The sequence below is a fragment of the Pseudomonas anguilliseptica genome, assembly GCF_900105355.1.
In the GTDB taxonomy this organism is placed as follows: Bacteria; Pseudomonadota; Gammaproteobacteria; order Pseudomonadales; family Pseudomonadaceae; genus Aquipseudomonas; species Aquipseudomonas anguilliseptica.
In genome coordinates this window covers 1,840,098-1,856,509 of sequence record NZ_FNSC01000001.1, presented here as the reverse complement: position 1 = coordinate 1,856,509, position 16,412 = coordinate 1,840,098, and the positions used below count along the sequence as shown (strand labels likewise).

19 protein-coding genes are annotated in these 16,412 nt (G+C 61.1%); 1 reads left to right on the top strand and 18 read right to left on the bottom strand.

Going from position 1 to position 16,412, the window contains the following annotated elements; all coding sequences use genetic code 11:
* Window positions 1-76 precede the first annotated feature (76 nt).
* The 16 genes from BLW24_RS08935 to BLW24_RS08865 all read right to left on the bottom strand — a co-directional run bounded on the left by BLW24_RS08935 (window position 77) and on the right by BLW24_RS08865 (window position 12,656).
* Window positions 77-751, bottom strand: a complete 675-nt coding sequence (locus BLW24_RS08935; RefSeq protein ID WP_090379367.1) for an SPOR domain-containing protein — start codon at window positions 749-751, stop codon at window positions 77-79.
* On the bottom strand, window positions 752-2,491 hold the full coding sequence (gene argS, locus BLW24_RS08930) for an arginine--tRNA ligase (protein ID WP_090379364.1): 1,740 nt from the start codon (window positions 2,489-2,491) through the stop codon (window positions 752-754).
* Between the two features lie 191 nt (window positions 2,492-2,682).
* A complete protein-coding gene (betA, locus tag BLW24_RS08925; RefSeq protein ID WP_090379361.1) occupies window positions 2,683-4,371 on the bottom strand; it encodes a choline dehydrogenase in 1,689 nt (562 codons plus the stop codon).
* Between the two features lie 163 nt (window positions 4,372-4,534).
* Window positions 4,535-6,007, bottom strand: a complete 1,473-nt coding sequence (betB, locus tag BLW24_RS08920; RefSeq protein ID WP_090379358.1) for a betaine-aldehyde dehydrogenase — start codon at window positions 6,005-6,007, stop codon at window positions 4,535-4,537.
* A gap of 412 nt (window positions 6,008-6,419) precedes the next feature.
* Window positions 6,420-7,010, bottom strand: coding sequence for a transcriptional regulator BetI (gene betI, locus BLW24_RS08915; RefSeq protein WP_090379355.1), 591 nt, complete (start codon window positions 7,008-7,010; stop codon window positions 6,420-6,422).
* A gap of 135 nt (window positions 7,011-7,145) precedes the next feature.
* A complete protein-coding gene (locus BLW24_RS08910) occupies window positions 7,146-7,829 on the bottom strand; it encodes an L-2-amino-thiazoline-4-carboxylic acid hydrolase (RefSeq protein WP_090379352.1) in 684 nt (227 codons plus the stop codon).
* A complete protein-coding gene (locus BLW24_RS08905; protein WP_090379350.1) occupies window positions 7,826-8,062 on the bottom strand; it encodes a hypothetical protein in 237 nt (78 codons plus the stop codon). The genes BLW24_RS08910 and BLW24_RS08905 overlap by 4 nt, the downstream gene beginning before the upstream one ends.
* A gap of 30 nt (window positions 8,063-8,092) precedes the next feature.
* Window positions 8,093-8,635, bottom strand: coding sequence for a DinB family protein (locus BLW24_RS08900; RefSeq protein WP_090379347.1), 543 nt, complete (start codon window positions 8,633-8,635; stop codon window positions 8,093-8,095).
* 28 nt (window positions 8,636-8,663) lie between these two features.
* Window positions 8,664-8,972 (bottom strand): NIPSNAP family protein, encoded by a 309-nt coding sequence (locus tag BLW24_RS08895; RefSeq protein WP_090379344.1) that lies wholly within the window; start codon window positions 8,970-8,972, stop codon window positions 8,664-8,666.
* A gap of 71 nt (window positions 8,973-9,043) precedes the next feature.
* The gene (locus BLW24_RS08890) at window positions 9,044-10,018 is read right to left on the bottom strand and encodes an endonuclease/exonuclease/phosphatase family protein (protein WP_090379341.1); all 975 of its coding nucleotides are present in this window, start codon (window positions 10,016-10,018) and stop codon (window positions 9,044-9,046) included.
* A 29-nt stretch (window positions 10,019-10,047) separates the two neighbouring features.
* The gene (locus tag BLW24_RS26160; protein ID WP_208600157.1) at window positions 10,048-10,185 is read right to left on the bottom strand and encodes a hypothetical protein; all 138 of its coding nucleotides are present in this window, start codon (window positions 10,183-10,185) and stop codon (window positions 10,048-10,050) included.
* Between the two features lie 71 nt (window positions 10,186-10,256).
* The gene (locus tag BLW24_RS26155) at window positions 10,257-10,679 is read right to left on the bottom strand and encodes an esterase/lipase family protein (RefSeq protein WP_276326458.1); all 423 of its coding nucleotides are present in this window, start codon (window positions 10,677-10,679) and stop codon (window positions 10,257-10,259) included.
* Window positions 10,680-10,808: 129 nt separating this feature from the next.
* On the bottom strand, window positions 10,809-11,396 hold the full coding sequence (locus BLW24_RS08880) for a nucleotidyltransferase family protein (protein ID WP_090379337.1): 588 nt from the start codon (window positions 11,394-11,396) through the stop codon (window positions 10,809-10,811).
* A gap of 46 nt (window positions 11,397-11,442) precedes the next feature.
* Window positions 11,443-11,748 carry a cupin domain-containing protein gene (locus BLW24_RS08875; RefSeq protein WP_090379334.1) on the bottom strand — a complete coding sequence of 102 codons (306 nt, stop codon included), beginning with the start codon at window positions 11,746-11,748 and terminating at the stop codon, window positions 11,443-11,445.
* Window positions 11,749-11,838: 90 nt separating this feature from the next.
* Window positions 11,839-12,366, bottom strand: a complete 528-nt coding sequence (locus BLW24_RS08870; RefSeq protein ID WP_090379331.1) for an RBBP9/YdeN family alpha/beta hydrolase — start codon at window positions 12,364-12,366, stop codon at window positions 11,839-11,841.
* Window positions 12,367-12,494: 128 nt separating this feature from the next.
* Window positions 12,495-12,656: a DUF2986 domain-containing protein gene (locus tag BLW24_RS08865; RefSeq protein ID WP_090379328.1), complete on the bottom strand. Its 162-nt coding sequence runs from the start codon at window positions 12,654-12,656 to the stop codon at window positions 12,495-12,497.
* Window positions 12,657-13,019: 363 nt separating this feature from the next.
* Here BLW24_RS08865 and BLW24_RS08860 point away from each other — a divergent pair, with 363 nt between their 5' ends.
* Window positions 13,020-14,084, top strand: coding sequence for a cyclic nucleotide-binding domain-containing protein (locus tag BLW24_RS08860; RefSeq protein ID WP_090379325.1), 1,065 nt, complete (start codon window positions 13,020-13,022; stop codon window positions 14,082-14,084).
* Between the two features lie 155 nt (window positions 14,085-14,239).
* Here the strand turns inward: BLW24_RS08860 and BLW24_RS08855 are convergent, their stop codons facing one another.
* Both BLW24_RS08855 and BLW24_RS08850 read right to left on the bottom strand, forming a co-directional pair.
* Entirely contained in the window at window positions 14,240-15,100 is an 861-nt protein-coding gene (locus BLW24_RS08855; protein ID WP_090379321.1) for a glycine betaine ABC transporter substrate-binding protein, read from the bottom strand.
* A gap of 349 nt (window positions 15,101-15,449) precedes the next feature.
* A complete protein-coding gene (locus BLW24_RS08850; RefSeq protein ID WP_090379317.1) occupies window positions 15,450-16,394 on the bottom strand; it encodes a choline ABC transporter substrate-binding protein in 945 nt (314 codons plus the stop codon).
* Window positions 16,395-16,412 lie beyond the last annotated feature (18 nt).

The following is a 16,412-nucleotide window of genomic DNA, read 5'->3' as shown; positions in this document are numbered from 1 at the left end:
CTGCTTCAAGCCCTGGGGTGTATCCCGTCCGACAAATAGTCGTCAGAACGGGCCGCAGGGCCTGAAGTCGCGCGGTTTATTGCGCCTGTCGCTGCTGTAACAACAGATTGCTAAAGCCGCTGGCCGCCAGGGATTTCTGTGCCTGGCCGAGCTGCTCACGGGTGGCGAAGGGGCCGACCAGTACGCGGTGCCAGGTTTCTTCGCGCACCGTGCCGGACTCTACCTTGACGTTCTGCCCGAGCAGGATGATCTGTGCACGCAGGCTGTCGGCGTCGTCCTTGCGGCGGAACGAGCCAGCCTGAAGGAAGAGCTGTGAGCTGACCGGGCCTTTGGCGACCACTGGTGGTGGCGGCACCTGGCCGTTGAGCGCAGCTTCGGCGCGGGCGGCGTCGATCTTTGCCGCTTCTTCCGGGCTGACCGGTTTCTGCGCAGGCGGAGCGACGGGCTCGATGCTTTGCGGCGGCAGGATCACTTCCGATTCCGGCAGCAAGGTGTAGAAGTCGTACTTGGGCTTGGCCGGCTGGGTCGCCGGCTTGGCGGCAGCAGCTTTGCTGGCCTGCGTGGCGCGGGCCTGTTCGACCTTGCTGCGCTTGATCTCGTCGCGGCCCGGTTCGAGGCTGAACAGAAACACCATAAAGCCGCCGATCACCAGGCCACAGACCAGCCAGAACCAGCCCGGTACCGGTTTTTTCGCTGGCGCCTGGTAACGGCTGGCGCCGCGTTTGGCGGAGGGTTTCTTTTTCGCCGCCACTTACATGCGCTCCAGGGTTTCCAGACCGAGCAGTTCCAGGCCTTGCTTGAGTGTGCGCGCGGTCAGTGCGGCCAGGCGCAGGCGGCTGTTGCGTACAGCCTCGTCCTCGGTGGAGAGGATCGGGCAGTTCTCGTAGAAGCTGGAGAACAGCCCGGCCAGGTCGTACAGGTAAGCGCAGAGCAGGTGCGGCTCGCCCTTGTCGGCAACGCTGGCGAGCACTTCCGCGAACTGCGCGAGCTTGCCGCCCAGTTCGATTTCGTGGGCGGCCTGCAGGTTGAGCTGGCCCTCAACCTCGGCAAAACCCTTGCCCAGTTTGCGGAACACGCTAGCCACGCGGGTGTAGGCGTACAGCAGGTAGGGCGCGGTGTTGCCCTCGAAGCTCAGCATCAGCTCGAAGTTGAAGCGGTAGTCGCTGGTGCGGTGCTTGGACAGGTCGGCGTATTTCACTGCACCGATGCCCACCGCGCGAGCGATCTGGCGCAGTTCGGCTTCGTCCAGTTCAGGGTTTTTGCCTTTGACCAGGGCGTAGGCGCGCTCTTCGGCTTCATCGAGCAGGTCGACCAGCTTCACGGTGCCGCCGTCGCGGGTCTTGAACGGGCGGCCATCGGCGCCGTTCATTGTGCCGAAACCCATATGTTCCAGCTGCATGCTGGCAGGGACGAAACCGGCCAGGCGCGCGGCGGTGAAGACCATCTGGAAGTGCAGGGCCTGGCGCTGATCGACGAAGTACAGCGCGCGGTCAGCTTTCAGTACGCCTGCACGGTAGCGGGTGGCGGCGAGGTCGGTGGTGGCGTACAGGTAACCGCCGCCGGCTTTCTGCACGATCAGCGGCAGTGGGTTGCCTTCGGCGTTCTTGAACTCGTCCATAAACACGCACTGCGCGCCGTCGCTTTCGCTGAGCAGGCCCTTGGCCTTGAGGTCAGCAACCACGTTGGCCAGGTCGTCGTTGTAGGCGCTTTCACCCTTGACGTCGGCCATGCTCAGCTTCACGCCGAGGCGGTCATACAACGCCTGGCAGTGGCTCAGGGAAATGTCGTTGAAGCAGTGCCACAGGCGCAGGCATTCGGCATCGCCGGCTTGCAACTGCACCACCAGCTCGCGGGCACGCTCGGCGAACTCGGCAGAGTCGTCGAAGCGCTTCTTCGCCGCGCGGTAGAAGCCTTCCAGATCGGCCAGCTCGCTTTCGGCAGCCTCTGGGTTTTCCTGCATATAAGCCAGCAGCATGCCGAACTGGGTGCCCCAGTCGCCGACGTGGTTCTGCCGGATTACTTCGTCACCGAGGAACTCCAGCACCCGCGCTACGCCGTCACCGATGATGGTTGAGCGCAGGTGGCCGACGTGCATCTCTTTGGCCAGGTTGGGCGCCGACAGGTCGACCACCACGCGCTGCGCCGGGCCATTTTTGCGCACGCCGAGCGTGGCGTCGGCCAGCAGGGCGTCGAGGCGCGCGGCTAAGGCTTGGGTGTTCTGATAGAAATTGAGGAAGCCCGGCCCGGCAATCTCGACCTTGCTGATGCTGGCGTCGGTCGGCAGTGCGGCAATCAGCTTTTCGGCCAGGTCACGCGGCTTCATGCCGGCCGGCTTGGCCAGCATCATGGCGATGTTGCTGGCGAAATCGCCGTGGGTCTTGTCCTTGGTGTTCTCCACTTGAATGGCCGGGCTCAGGCCTTCCGGCAGCACGCCGTCGGCAGTGAGGCGGGTCAGGGCTTGCTGGATCAGGTGGCGAATGCTGTCTTTCATGGTCTGCTCGGTCGGCCGTGGGGGCGGCGGCGCACAACGGCGCTAGTTGAAAACTGCGCATTATCGACGCCCTTCGCCCGCAGCTTCAAGCAGCGCGTGGTTTCTCCGGGCTAAAGGCCAGCGTTCTGGGCGGCCGATCACGCCACCAAGCCTGCATAAGAAAACGCCGCAGAGGCGAAACCGCTGCGGCGTTAAGCGGAGCGCTGCGCCGTGCCGCGCACGGCTGCATTACCGGCGACGAAATACGGCGCAGTACTGCGCGGCAGCGGGGCGCGGCCACGGATTTTGTCGGCAATCTTCTCGGCCATCATGATGGTTGGCGCATTCAGATTGCCGGTAACGATCAGCGGCATGATCGACGCGTCCACCACGCGCAGACCCTCGATGCCATGTACCCGGCCCCGGCCATCGACCACCGCCATAGCGTCTTCACCCATCTTGCAAGAACACGACGGATGGTAGGCGGTTTCTGCGTGTTCGCGGATAAAGGCGTCCAGTTCGGCGTCGCTCTGCAGTTCTGCCCCTGGGCTGATCTCACGGCCGCGATACGGGTCCAGCGCCGCCTGCGCCATGATTTCGCGGGTGATGCGGATGCCGTCGCGGAACTCGCGCCAATCCTGCTCGTGCGCCATGTAGTTGAACAGGATGCTCGGGTGCTGGCGCGGGTCCTTGGATTTGATCTGAATGCGCCCACGGCTCGGCGAGCGCATGGAACCCATGTGCGCCTGGAAACCGTGCTCCTTCACCGCATTGCTGCCGTTGTAGTTAATCGCCACCGGCAGGAAGTGGTATTGGATATTCGGCCAGGTAAAGTCCGCGCTGGAGCGGATAAAACCGCCGGCCTCGAACTGGTTGCTGGCGCCGATGCCCTTGCCGAGGAATAGCCAATTGGCGCCGATCATCGGCTGGTTCCACCATTGCAGCGCCGGGTACAGCGACACCGGCTGCTTGCAGGCGTATTGCAGGTACACCTCCAGATGGTCCTGCAGGTTCTGGCCGACGCCGGGCAGGTCATGCACCAGCGGGATGTCCAGCTCGCGCAGCAGCGCCGCCGGGCCGACGCCGGAGCGTTGCAGCACCTGTGGCGAGGCAATCGCGCCGCTGCACAGCAGCACTTCGCGGCGCGCATTGACGGTGATCGGTGTGTCGTTGTCGCCCTGCAGATAGGCCACGCCGCTGGCGCGTTTGCCGCTGAACAGAATGCGGTCGGTGAGGGCGTGGGTGACGATGGTCAGGTTCGGTCGTTCGCGGGCCTGATCAAGGTAACCGCGTGCGGTGCTGGCGCGACGGCCCTTGGGCGTAACAGTACGGTCCATCGGGCCGAAGCCTTCTTGCTGGTAGCCGTTTAGGTCGTCGGTACGCGGGTAACCGGCCTGCACGCCGGCTTCGATCATGGCGTGGAACAGCGGGTTATTGCCGTTTTTCGGGGTGGTTACCGACACCGGTCCATCACCGCCGTGGTAGGCATTGGCGCCGATATCGCGAGTTTCCGCCTTGCGGAAATACGGCAGGCAATCCAGGTAGCTCCAGTCTTCCAGGCCCTTTTCCGCAGCCCAGCCGTCGTAATCCATGGCGTTGCCGCGGATATAGCACATGCCGTTGATCAAGGATGAACCGCCGAGGCCCTTGCCACGTCCGCATTCCATACGGCGGTTGTTCATATGCGGTTCGGGGTCGGTCAGGTAGGCCCAGTTGTAGCGCCGGCCTTGCAGCGGGAAGGCCAGGGCGGCGGGCATCTGGGTGCGGAAGTCCAGGCGGTAATCCGGGCCGCCGGCTTCTAGCAACAGCACGCTGACGTCGGCGTCTTCGGTCAGGCGGGTGGCCAGCACGTTACCGGCCGAGCCGGCGCCGATGATGATGTAGTCGAATTCTTGGGGCATAAAAGCTCCTGTAGCCCGGATGCACTCCGGGGAAAACGCGGTGACTGTTCCCGGATTGCATCCGGGCTACGGGGCGACGATTCAATCCGTGGCAAGGGTCAGGCGGCGTTCCGCTTTAGCCGCGAAAGGTGTCGCGGCTAAAGCCCCTCCCACAACACAGTGGTTAGAAAACCGAGGCGTAGTCGCCCATTTCCAGCTGTACCGATTTGATTCGCGTGTAGTGCGCCAGGGTGGTCAAACCGTTTTCGCGGCCGACGCCGGATTGCTTGTAGCCGCCGACTGGCATTTCCGCCGGCGACTCGCCCCAGGTGTTGATCCAGCAGATGCCGGCTTCCAGCTTATGGATCACCCGGTGCGCGCGGTTCAGGTCGCGGGTCACCACGCCGGCGGCCAGGCCATATTCGGTGGCGTTGGCGCGGCGGATCACTTCCTCTTCGCTGTCGTACACCAGAATGCTCATCACCGGGCCGAAGATTTCTTCACGGACGATGGTCATGCCGTCGTTGCAGTCGGTGAACACCGTCGGCGCGACATAGGCGCCCTTGGCGTAGTCGCCCTCGGTCACGCGGTTGCCGCCGATCAGCAGGCGTGCGCCTTCGCTGCGGCCTTTGTCGATATAACCGAGCACGCTTTCCATATGTGCCGCGCTGACCAGCGGGCCGAAGTTGGAGGCCTCGGCAAGCGGGTCGCCGAGGCGGATGCGTTTGACCCGCTCAACCACTTTGGCCTCGAAGCGCGCCTGCAGCATGCGCGGCACAAACACCCGCGTGCCGTTGGTGCAGACCTGGCCGGAGCTGTAGAAGTTGGCCATTACCGCGATATCGGCGGCGCGGTCGAGGTCGGCGTCTTCGAAGATGATCAGCGGCGACTTGCCGCCCAGCTCCATGGTCACTTCCTTGAGCGACGAGCTGGAGGCGCTGGCCATGACCTTCTTGCCGGTCACGGTGCCGCCGGTAAAGGAAATCTTCTCGATGCCCGGATGTTCGGTCAGCCACTGGCCGACTTCCCGGCCGCTGCCCGTGAGCACGTTGAACACGCCATCCGGCAGGCCGGCTGCGCTGTAAATCTCTGCCAGTTTCAATGCGCTGAGTGAAGTCACTTCGCTCGGTTTGAAGATCATCGCGTTGCCGGCGGCCAGGGCCGGGGCGGATTTCCACAGAGCAATCTGGATCGGGTAGTTCCACGCGCCGATGCCGGCGACCACGCCCAGGGGCTCGCGGCGGGTGTAGACGAAACTGGTGTCGCGCAGCGGGATCTGCTCGCCTTCGATGGCCGGAATCAAGCCAGCGTAGTACTCCAGCACGTCGGCGCCGGTGACGATATCGACGTAGCGGGTTTCCGAGAGCGGCTTGCCGGTGTCGAGGGTTTCCAGCTCGGCCAGTTCATCGTTGCGCTCATGCAGGATGTCCACAGCCTTGCGCAGGATGCGCGAGCGCTGCATGGCGGTCATCGCCGCCCACACCTTCTGGCCTTCAGTGGCGCTGGCCACGGCCAGTTCCACGTCTGCCTGGCTGGCGCGCTGCACGCGGGCGAGTACTTCGCCGGTGGCCGGGTTGATGCTGTTGAAGGTTTCGCCGCTGCTGGCTGCCACATAGCGGCCGCCGATAAAGAGCTGCTGTTCGTCGAAGCGGGGCATGGCGCTTTCCTTGTGTGCGGTGGGCGATGCGAGCTGCCTGGCGCAGGTTGCTGGTCTAGGCAATATAGACCCAAGGCTAAATTATCTTAATTGAACGATCAATCAATAAAAACGACAGGGCGCAGCCAAACACGACACGCAGGGCATGTAGGCGTTGGTATTCGGGTTGTTTCAGGCTAGGCACAAATCAAGTGCCAGCCAGCCGTGCTGGCGGGTGCTGCGAGACCTGTAGGAGCGGCCTTGGCCGCGATGCTTTTGAGTCCACAAGAGATCGCGGGCAAGCTCCTACGAGAGCTGAGCATTCCTAAAGTAATGCGTAACCCACCAGGCAGGAGGCGGGTTGAGTCCCATGGTGGGTTGCGGCCAATTAAGCCCTCTGTGGTTGGCCGGTAGTGGGCGGCGCCTACCCACCCTACGTGGTCTTGGCCAATTGCAGGTCGAGGTATTCGTAGGCGATTGCAATCGCCTGGCGGGTGTCGAAACCTTCGCCGGACAGCGCCCCGCGTAGCCACAAGCCATCGATCAAGGCCGCCAGACCACGGGCGGCGCTGCGCGCCTGCTCCTGCGGCAACACGCGGCTGAACTGCCCGCACAGGTTGGAGTACAGACGGAGATCGTTGACCCGCTGCAAACGCCGTAGCGCCGGCTGGTGCATGCTGGTGGCCCAGAATGCCAGCCAGGTTTTCATCGCCGGGCCGTTGACCTGGCTGTCGTCGAAGTTGCCTTCAATCATTGCCCGCAGGTGCTCGCGCGGCTGGTCCGGCGGCAGGCTGGCGCGGCGTTCGCGCACGGCATCGCTGAGCGCCTGCATCAGGTGGCGCATGGTGGCGTCGAGCAGGCCGTTCTTATCGCGGAAATAGTGGCTGATGATGCCGTTGGAGACCCCGGCGATCCGCGCGATATAGGCGATGCTGGCATCGCCCATGCCGACCTGATCAACCGCTTCGAGGGTGGCCGCGATCAATTGCGAGCGGCGGATCGGTTGCATTCCGACCTTGGGCATCTGCTTCTCCATCGATGGGGGCGTCCCCGGAATGCGCGCAGTCTAGGCCGGTTATTGTTGAACGATCAATCAAACATGACGTTCCAGGGATGACCTGTCGGTCAGGGATAAGGCCTGGCGCAAACCCGATCGCGGCTAGTTTTCCGCGCTGCTGGCAGCGCTGTTGCTCGTGCCTTCACGGGCAATCAACTGGGTGGGGGGCACGCTAAAGCGGAAATCGCAGTAGGCCGCGCCGCCTGCGAGGGTTTGTCTGCGCTGCAAGGTTACGCCCCAATCGCTGGCCATACGGTAATCCAGGCTGCACGCGGCAAAGTGGGTCAGCTCCGGCGCCCCCTGCTCGCGCAGGTAACTGGCCAGTGGACACACCTGCACATCAAAGGCCACGCCAGCGACCTCGGGGAGATTGCTGCGTTGGAAAGGGCGGGTAAACACCAGGCTGAATAACGCATCGAGCAGCCACTTGATGCGCGCCTGCAAACGGTTGCTGCGCAGGCGCGACAGCTTGAAGGCCAGAGCGCTGGCAGGGGCGAAGATCTGCCAGTTGATCTGCTCGATCCACTCGCCGGCCTGCTGTTGGCCTATTCCGTGCTCCTGCAAGGCGCGGTACAGCGCGTAATCCCACTGTATATAACGCAGCAGCAGATTCACCCCAGGCGAATGGCGCACCCGCGTCCGTTGCAACTCACGCTGTATTTCCTGGGTTCTGGCCCATACCGCAGCCGCCGTACTTGTCGGCAAACACCCACCCAGCTGCGCCTGCGCTGCCTGGCGAAAGGCCATCAACGGCAGATAAACCTGCAGCAGGGCGAGGGGCTTCATTGGCTGTCTTTGGCTCTGGCGATGGCCGCATTCAGCGCGGCCTTGGCCTGTGGGCTGTTCTTCCAGCAGGTGCTGCCGAGCATGGCGGCAACCATCTCGGCGATATCCTCGGCCCGGTATGTGGCCAATTGCGCCAGGGAGTCGATGCCCAGTTCCTCGAAGCGTTTGATCACCGTGGGGCCGACACCTTTGATGGCGAGCAGGCTGAGGCGTTCGGTGTGGTTAAAAGCCATGGGTGACGTCCTGTCCGCTGGTTGTACGCGTTAGCGCGGGTCTACATCGGCGATTAGCGTCAGTAAATCGGTCACGCCGATATCCTGACCCGCCTGGAACAGCAGAGTACTGGCCTGGCCGCGATGATGAGTATGGTGATTAAAGAAATGCAGCATCAGGCTGGCAAAGGGGCGCTGCGCCGGCACGCCCTTCATATTGCCGTAGGCCAGCACATGCTCCAGGTCCACCTCGGTCAGCGCTGCGACCCAGTCGCTGATATGCCCATCCAGCCTGCTGCGCAACGCCTGCAGCGGCGCGAAAGTGTCGAACAACAGCTGATCCAGCGCCGCTGGGCGTTGCAGATCGCTGATTGCCTCGCGTAGCTCAGCGCAGGCCGGGTGCTCGGCAAAGCGCTTGAGCCAGATGATATCGCCCACCGCAATATGGTTGAGCGTGGCGAGGATGGACGGGAAAAACGCTCCGCGATCCTCACTCAGCGCCTGGGCCGACAGCTGGCCGGCGGCCGCGTAGAGCTTGTCATTCATCCACGCGTTATAGCGGGCCATCAACTGGAAGTGGGCGAGCTGGGACATGGCGCTTAACTCGGTAATTAAGGTTCAGTCAGGCATCAAATACCGGACGGAAAAAGGTGCGCTCGTAGCTGAGCACGCACTGGGTCTCTTCGGCATATTTAAAGGCCGCCAGGCACTCGGCGTCGGCAAAGGATTTCAGTCGATACTGCTCGTATTCCGCCAGACTGGGGAAGCTGAACATCGCCAGGCCGATATTGTTGGCGCCTTCGGATGGCAGAAAGTAGCCGTGATGCGTGCCGCCAAACTTCGCTACCAGGGCAATCCACAGCTTGCCGTAATGCTCGAATTCCTTGAGTTTGCGCGGGTCGAGTACATAGCGGATATGACAGGTGATCATGCTGGTCCCTCAATGATTGGAATGGCGTGTTGTGCGGGTGCAGGCGGTTAGGCAAGGTAAACCTGTCGTCTTTATTTCTCTAGCGCCGGCACCAGGCGAACCAGTACCGGCAAATGGTCCGAGCCCAACTGTGGGCCTACCTGGCGCGCCACCACCGCCCAATGCTGTGTGACCAGCACCTGGTCGATAGGCAGCCCGAGCACGCCCTGCAAGACGGCCGGCCAGGTCGCGGCCAAGCCGCTGGCACGGCGCAAACCCAACTGCGTCAGCCCGCTAAAGGCCGACGACCAGGGCGTGGCATTCAGGTCGCCAGCTAAAACCGTCGGTATGGCGTTTGCGGCTGCTCGCTTGGCCAGGGCCGCCAGCTTGGCGTTACGCACGCTGTGATACTGCGGCGAAAGCGGCGGCATCGGATGCAGGGCAATAATCCCGATCGGCTGGCCGCGCCACTGCAACTGCGCCTCGATATGGGCAATCCCCTGCACATCCTCGATCACCTCCACCTGCTGCAGCGGATGGCGCGACAGCACGGCGATGCCAAAGGGGCTGTCCCGGGCAACTATGTGTTGAAAGGGATAATCGCGCAGCGTGCGCAAGCCTTGCGCGTAGGCTGGGGAAACCTCCAGCAGCACCACCAGATCCGGTTTTTCCTGTGCCAACCAGGTGGCCAATGCCTGAGTGTTTCGGCTATCTAAATGTACGTTGGCACTGGCTACGGCAAACACCTGGGCCTGCGGATCGCCCGCCGGTGCCGGCGCGGATGCCGTCAGCCAGGGCAACGGCAGCGCCAATAACAGAACGGCCCAGCGCTTATCGAGGCAACAAGCCAGTCCGGCAAACATCGCTAATCCGAGCAAGAACAACCACTGCCAATGGCTGGCCAGATCTACCAGCCAGGCCAGTGTGCCGGAGGAGTCTGCGAGCAGATGCGAGAGCAGCGGTAGCAGCAGGCCGAGTAGGCACAGCAGCGCAAGCGTATTAACGCGACGGGCCCAAAAGGTGCTGCGGTCTGGCTTGGGCTTATCGGGTTGGCTGGTTGTGGCCATATTTGATTATTCGCGCTGTCAAAAACGGTTTAAGGCTCATGGCTGAAATGGCCATGCTGCAGAAACTGCTTGATCTGACTGGCCACAACATCGGCATTGGTCATAAACGTATGGCTGTGCGGAACAGTAATAAAGTCCTTCATTTCTGGGAGCTTGGCGCTCTCCACTGAAACCTTGCCATCGTTTGGCTTGGGCAAATCGCCAGCAAACCACGGGTCCAGGCTTTCCGTGCCGGCGACTATGCCGATCTCCAGGGGATCGATTTAAGTTGGTTGGGTGTGCTGTCGGCTTCAGTGCCGAGCTGCTGTCCGGCTGGCCCGGTGGCCAATTTGTACCACCATCGGTCTTTCTTGTTCGTCGCCACCTCACTGCCTTGGTTGGGCGGGCCGAGCATGACCACTCGCTTGGCTTCGGCAACGACGTTGTTCTGAAAATACTGCCTGACCAAGATGCCGCCCAAAGAATGGGTAACAAAGTGGATGCTCTGCGCGCCCGCTTTTTTACACTCGGCAATGCCAGCCCCGACTGCTGATGCCAGCTGTTGAATGTCTTGTTCAGTGGACGGGTAGCTGTTGTTGATAACGGTGTAATGCTCTTTGGCTAACGAGTCTTCGATTGCACTCATCGAGTAGCTGGTGCGGCCCATGCCATGCAATAGCACCACGCACTCACTGGCCAGTGATACCGGCGCGACAAACAACAAGAGATAAAGAGCGTGAGGCGCATTTGGGTTAACCCTGCAAAAAAGTGCGCTAGATAAGAGGCTATTGGTCTTGCTACGACGCTCTGCTCAGCACCTGGCTGGCCCCATTAGCTTGGTGTGTGGCGACTCATCTGAGTTGATGCTGAGCCAAGGCCAGCGCTGCTGATAGGACGCAGCCTTTTGGGCAAAAAGGCTTCTGTGCGGTGTCAGCGGGTTTGGCGTCAGGGTTCCGTTATACAAAAGCGCGAGGCCATTGGGGGCGTAGACTTCATCGGGGTTAATGCCAACGCACGTGCCGGGAATCAGAAAGCGGTCAATGCCTTCCCTGGCGCTGCTTAGCGCTGCATAGGGATGGCCAAAATGTGCTTCATACCAAAGGTGAATCCGCGCCTGGTTGGCGACTTCCACGGTTATGTCCAGGTCTGCCAGCACGGTTTCTACATGACACTGCACGGCGTTCTCAGCCGCTTCGCTCAGGTCGGCAGGGTCGAAGTAAAAGAAGTCGTAATCCTTGATCTTGCTCTCCGGCGGCTGCCCAGAAAGCACATTCCACACCGTCTGAAAAAGGCAGCCGGCGACTAGCCAGCCATCCGTGAGATTCAACGCATCCCAGCGCTCGATGATCTGTGCGTTATGGCGGTTATGCAGTACGTCGGCGCGAAACTTTGCTTGCATGCGGATCTACACAAAAGGCGGCAGGTTTATCCGGGGTTGTTATGCCTTATACAAACCAGAATTCAACCTCATCGGTCTCGACCTCAAAGACAGCCGAGTGCTCAACGTATGCAGGCACGTGATACCACTCGCCGACGCCAACCCTGACCGTTTGGTTATTCATCGTCAGGATCAATTCGCCGCGCGTAATCACGCCATGGTTGTCGGTGTCATGGGTATGCGGCGCGATGGAGGTGCCGGCGGGGTAGGAGGCAAACAGAACAGTGCTGTCTTTGGCCTCAAGCTTATAGGCGTCAAAGCGGCCATCGAATAAGGGCAGTTGTTTGATTCTGTTTGGGTATTGGCCTGGCATATGAATGCTCTTCCTTGTGGTCCATCACGGGTTATTAAGCTGCGAGCTGTACCCATTAATTGCGAATGAGGCGAGCAAGATTAAACGTTGTCAGTCGGCTTTAAGTTGCTGCAGGAGCCTGTACCCTTCGGGCCAAGTGCCCAAGCCGCTAGCGCTGTTGATGTGGCCAGCCGCGCCGATGTTTACAAGATTGCTGCCCCAAATAGCTGCACATTCTTCAGCGTATGCAACTCCACCGTAGGGGTCGTTGGTGCTGGCGATAACCTTAGATTTGAACGGCAGACGCTGCATTGGTACTGGATCAAACCCTATTGTCTGGGTGGGGAAAGCTGGGCCTTTAGGGTTTGGTACTGCGACCAGCAAGGCTGCTTTGATCTGCAGCTTGGTTTGCGCCGCCCAGTGCGACACCAGCAGGCACGCCAGGCTATGCGCAACCAGAATCGTATCTGTGCCAGAGCGTTTGACGCTGTCTTCGAGTGACGCTATCCAGTCAGCGCAACTGGGGTTGTCCCAGTCCGATTGGTTGACGCGGCTATAGTTGCTATTCGTCTGTTCCCAGTGGCTTTGCCAGTGATCTTGTCCTGAGTTTCCGATACCTGGAAGTATAAGTACGTTCATATTGGCAAGTTTCCTTTTGCTATCGAGCGACACTATTGCTGCTTTTTAGGCGATTGCATGCTCTGGATAAAGCTACTGGTGATTCGGCTTAATATGCAGGCACATCCTGTGCGCTTAAATCAAATAAGTCAGCTCTCAGGCATGGTTCCTGAGTCTTGGTTAGCTTCTTCGGCCAGTTTTAATCGGTCGGCTTTGCTGATGTAGGTAGATTTTTTCTTGGGTGCCAATTTGGCGTTGGCCTTTTTGGCGTGCGCTTCGAGGAGCTGTTTGATTTTTTTGCGGCGGTTCATTGTTTTAGGCCGGGTCAGTTAAATGGGGCATACAAAGAAAGCGGTTTGGCTGGGCTGTATAGCGGTGTGAGGGTTCTGAGTAGATCAAAAATAAATCACTCCGAGCGCTTTAGCCTGTAGGGGCGAGAGACAGTATGGTTGCGCTGCTGACTCAAGCTGGCCGCCCGCTAGGGGGCGCTGGCACGGCGGATATTATCACCGAGGGCAGCGACCTCTGTCGGGGGGGGGCGGTTATGGCTCTGTGCTATCAGACGAAATGAACGTCCCGGCGGTGTGCGCTGAACTAGGGTAAATAAGTGGCCCGCGCGCTGCGCCTGATTGACGACCCAGCTTGCGCCGGCCGCATGAGCGGAGGGCCCTACCATGAGTTACGCTACACCTTGCCTGACGCTGGAGCAGCTGTTGCGCTTCAGTCCGTTCGATTATCTCAGCCCGCTCTATCAGCAGCAGGCGCTGGACAGCCTGCAGTATGTGCAGCGCAAGGCCGGTAGCCTGCTGTTCAAGCGTGGCGAGAAATCCCTGGCGCTTTATTACCTGCTGCACGGCCAGGTCGGCCTGGGCGAAGAGGGGGCGCGCCAGCCGCTGCTGGCCGGCAGCCAGGAGGCCGGTTATGCCCTCAACGAAACCCAGCCGCAGCAGCAAACGGTGGTGGCGCAGACTGATGTGATCCTGTTCGCCCTGGAGCGCGGCCTGCTCGAACGCCTGCTGAACTGGAGCCAGAGCGCCGATTACGGGGTGATCAGCCTGGATGGGGCGGCCGAGGAGGAGTCCGGTCAGGACGACTGGCTGGCCAAGCTGTTGCGCTCGCCATTGTTCGGCCGGCTGCCGCCTGCCCATCTGCATACCTTGCTGGCGCGCTTTGAGTTTACCGAGTTAAAGGCTGGCCAGACTGTGGTGCGTTATGGCGAGCCCGGCGAACACTTTTATGTAATCAAGCAGGGCCGCGCTGCGGTGACCCTGCCAGCGGCCTATGAAGAAGGGCCGCGGCAGATTCTTCAGGCGGGGGATTTCTTCGGTGAGGAAGCGCTGGTCAGCGGTGCGGTGCGCTCGGCCACCGTGACCATGCTTGAGGACGGTGTGCTGGCGCGCCTGGAGCGCGAGTTGTTTGTCGAACTGGTGCATCCCGCGCTGATTCCGCAGATCAGCCCAGAGCAACTACAACAGCTGACCCGGCTCGGCCAGCGCGCCGGCCTGCTGCTGGATGTACGCCTGCCCTTCGAATACCGCCAGGGCCACCAGCCGGGCAGCATCAGCCTGCCGGTGGCCAATCTGCGTACCCATGCCAGTAGCCTGGCGCCGAATACGCTCTATGCGGTTACGCCGGAAGGCGGGATCCGTAGCGAACTGGCGGTGCACCTGCTCAACCAGCTGGGTTTCGAGGCCTACCTGCTGACTGCGCCGCCAGGGCAGCCCACGGTGGCGGCTTGACGGCGTGGCGGACGGTGCTCGGGTCGTAACGCCGTGATACGTCTTGAGTAGCGCCGTGTTGGTGCGCACAGCGCACCCTGCCAATGGCACGGCACCTGACGGGGTCATTAAAAAAACGGGGCGAAGCCCGTTTTTATCCTGCGTGCTAACAGCGCTTATTTAAGCCACTCGGCGACGCGCTCTGGGTTTTTGCTGATCCAGGCTTTGGCGGCGTCTTCCGGTTTGGCGCCTTCGCGGATGGCGAGCATGACGGCGCCGACTTCTTCACCGCTCCAGGAGAATTTCTTCAGGAAGGCAGCGGCTTCTGGTGCTTTGCTGTTGATGCTGGGGTTAGCCACAGTGTCGACGTGTTCGTCATCGCCGAAGACTTTTTTCGGGTCTTCGAGGAAGCGCAGGTTCCATTTGGCGAACATCCAGTGCGGGATCCAGCCGGTGACGACGATGGCTTGTTTGTTTTTCTCGGCGCGGGTCAGGGCGGTGGCCATGGCCGGGCCGGAGCTTGGCATCAGTTTGATGTCAGCCAGGGCGTATTCCTTGATGGCTTCTTCGGCGCGGCGCATGACGCCGGCGCCGGCGTCGATGCCGGTGATTTTGCCGTCGAAGTCTTTGGCGTAGGTTTGCAGGTCGGCGATGGTTTTGGCTTGTACGTAGTCCGGTACGATCAGGCCGATTTTGGCGCCAGCGTAGTTGGTGCCGAGCACTTCGACTTTGTCTTTGAGTTTTTCAAAGTATTCGCCGTGGGTGGCGGGCAGCCAGGCGGAGAGGGTGGCGTCGAGGTCGCCACGGGCTACGCCTTGCCACATGATGGCCGGTTCTACGGCCTTCAGCTCGACGGTGTAACCGAGTTTGCTCTGGAGGATGTCACCTGCTACGTGGGTGGCGGCGACGCTGTCGTCCCAGCCGTTTACGTAGCCGATTTTCAGGGTGGCTTTGTCCGCCGCCATGGCGCTGCTCATGCTGAGTGCCAGGGCGGCGACGACGAGGCTTTGCAGGCAGAGGTTTTTCAGGTTTCGCATAGGGTGTGCTCCGTCAGTGAGAGTGGCAGTTCAGTGAGTTACTGGCGCGTTCTTCTTGCGGGCCTAGCTGGGTGTTACAGGTCTGCGTGGTATGGCTTGCTCGGGAGGGGTTGTGTGTTATCCCTCTCTCCAACCCTCGGCTTTGGCATCCTGCTTCGCCCTACTTTCTGCATCTATGCAGTCGTTTCCCCAATGGGGTGAGGGGTGATCGGTGTTGCTCAGGTGCTGCGTGGTAAATCCGGGCTGCAACAAACCAGGCGATGGCCGTGTGGCCTCGCGGGTCGGGTGCTGATCAAGGTGTTTTAGCTAGCCACGCCGCCTGCAGATCACTGGGGCGGCGCGGTGTGGCTTACATGCCGAGGTGTTTCTTCACCGCTGCAACGCCGTCCTGGCCGTCATAGGTGGTAACGCCGGCCAGCCACTGGTCGAGGATCGCCGGGTTGGCTTTGATCCAGTCGGCCGCGACTTTGGTTGGGTTCTGTTTTTCCAGAACCTTTTCCATCAGCTGGCTTTCGATTTCCACGGTGAACTGCAGGTTGTTCAGCAGTTTGCCGACGTTGGCGCAGCGCGCTTCGTAATCCGGCGGTACCACGGTGTAGACCTTGGCGGCGCCGTAGTCGGGGCCGAACACGTCATCGCCGCCTTCCAGGTAGGTGATGTCGAACTGGGTGTTCATCGGGTGCGGTGCCCAGCCGAGGAACACGGCAGGTTCCTGCTTTTTCACCGCGCGTTGCAGCTGAACCAGCATGCCGGCTTCGCTGGACTCGACCATCTTGAATTCGCCGAGGCCGAACTGGTTGCTCTTGATCATGCCGTCGATCAGCAGGTTGCCGTCGTTACCCGGCTCGATGCCGAAGATCTTGCCGCCCAGCTGGTCCTTGAACTTGGCGATGTCGGCAAAGCTTTTCAGTCCGGCTTCTGCGGCGTAGGTCGGCACGGCGAGGGTGTACTTGGCGCCTTCAAGGTTGGCTTTGGGCAGCACTTTGACGCCGCCATCCTTGGTGAAGGGCTCGATCACGGCGTCCATCGAGGGCGCCCAGTAGCCGAGGAAGACGTCGATCTGTCCGCTTTTCACCCCGGTAAAGGCGATAGGCACGGAGGCCATGATCTTGCGGGTCTGGTAGCCCAGGCCTTCGCTGAGGGTCATGGCGACACCGGTGGTGGCGGCGATGTCGGCCCAGCCGATTTCGGCGAAGCGCACCATTTTGCAACTCTCCGGCTCCTGCGCCCAGGCGCTTTGCAACATGGCCACGGAGAGCAGGCCGACACCTGCGAGCTGTTTAATCGTCTTCATCTGCGATTCCCTGTGATG

Bases quoted from the DNA above. Each gene is read 5' to 3' on its own strand.
- argS (WP_090379364.1), bottom strand. From the start codon at position 2,491: ATGAAAGACAGCATTCGCCACCTGATCCAGCAAGCCCTGACCCGCCTC.
- betA (WP_090379361.1), bottom strand. From the start codon at position 4,371: ATGCCCCAAGAATTCGACTACATCATCATCGGCGCCGGCTCGGCCGGT.
- betB (WP_090379358.1), bottom strand. From the start codon at position 6,007: ATGCCCCGCTTCGACGAACAGCAGCTCTTTATCGGCGGCCGCTATGTG.
- betI (WP_090379355.1), bottom strand. From the start codon at position 7,010: ATGCCCAAGGTCGGAATGCAACCGATCCGCCGCTCGCAATTGATCGCG.
- BLW24_RS08910 (WP_090379352.1), bottom strand. From the start codon at position 7,829: ATGAAGCCCCTCGCCCTGCTGCAGGTTTATCTGCCGTTGATGGCCTTT.
- BLW24_RS08905 (WP_090379350.1), bottom strand. From the start codon at position 8,062: ATGGCTTTTAACCACACCGAACGCCTCAGCCTGCTCGCCATCAAAGGT.
- BLW24_RS08900 (WP_090379347.1), bottom strand. From the start codon at position 8,635: ATGTCCCAGCTCGCCCACTTCCAGTTGATGGCCCGCTATAACGCGTGG.
- BLW24_RS08895 (WP_090379344.1), bottom strand. From the start codon at position 8,972: ATGATCACCTGTCATATCCGCTATGTACTCGACCCGCGCAAACTCAAG.
- BLW24_RS08890 (WP_090379341.1), bottom strand. From the start codon at position 10,018: ATGGCCACAACCAGCCAACCCGATAAGCCCAAGCCAGACCGCAGCACC.
- BLW24_RS08880 (WP_090379337.1), bottom strand. From the start codon at position 11,396: ATGCAAGCAAAGTTTCGCGCCGACGTACTGCATAACCGCCATAACGCA.
- BLW24_RS08875 (WP_090379334.1), bottom strand. From the start codon at position 11,748: ATGCCAGGCCAATACCCAAACAGAATCAAACAACTGCCCTTATTCGAT.
- BLW24_RS08870 (WP_090379331.1), bottom strand. From the start codon at position 12,366: ATGAACGTACTTATACTTCCAGGTATCGGAAACTCAGGACAAGATCAC.
- BLW24_RS08865 (WP_090379328.1), bottom strand. From the start codon at position 12,656: ATGAACCGCCGCAAAAAAATCAAACAGCTCCTCGAAGCGCACGCCAAA.
- BLW24_RS08860 (WP_090379325.1), top strand. From the start codon at position 13,020: ATGAGTTACGCTACACCTTGCCTGACGCTGGAGCAGCTGTTGCGCTTC.
- BLW24_RS08855 (WP_090379321.1), bottom strand. From the start codon at position 15,100: ATGCGAAACCTGAAAAACCTCTGCCTGCAAAGCCTCGTCGTCGCCGCC.
- BLW24_RS08850 (WP_090379317.1), bottom strand. From the start codon at position 16,394: ATGAAGACGATTAAACAGCTCGCAGGTGTCGGCCTGCTCTCCGTGGCC.